Here is a 307-nt window from a genome sequence, read left to right as displayed (position 1 = left end):
GCTTCAGGGCCTTGAGCAGGGCCAGGTCGGCGCGCTGGCCGGCCTGGGGCATGATCGACGGCTTGAGGGCGTCCAGCAGGTTGCGGCTGGTGGCCAGGTCATCGGACAGCGGCACCAGGGTGTGGGCGGACCCTGCGTAGACGATCAGTGCGGTCTGGCTATCGTGGCGGTGTTCGAGCAGGTCGAGGACCTTGCGCCGGGCCTGCTCCAGGCGGTTGGGTGGGCTGTCCTCGGCGAGCATCTGTGGGGTCAGTTCAAGCAGGATCACCAGCGGGTCGGCCGGGCGTTGGCGGTTTTCTTCCACGCG

General features: G+C 68.7%; 1 protein-coding gene. It reads right to left on the bottom strand.

What is annotated here, in order from left to right:
* On the bottom strand, nucleotides 1–307 hold a 307-nt coding region (locus SB725_RS30610; RefSeq protein ID WP_410923102.1), incomplete at both ends, for a VWA domain-containing protein.

The sequence above is a fragment of the Pseudomonas sp. SIMBA_041 genome (assembly GCF_046535095.1).
GTDB classification, from domain to species: domain Bacteria; phylum Pseudomonadota; class Gammaproteobacteria; order Pseudomonadales; family Pseudomonadaceae; genus Aquipseudomonas; species Aquipseudomonas mucoides.
This window is presented reverse-complemented; position numbering and strand designations above follow the sequence as displayed.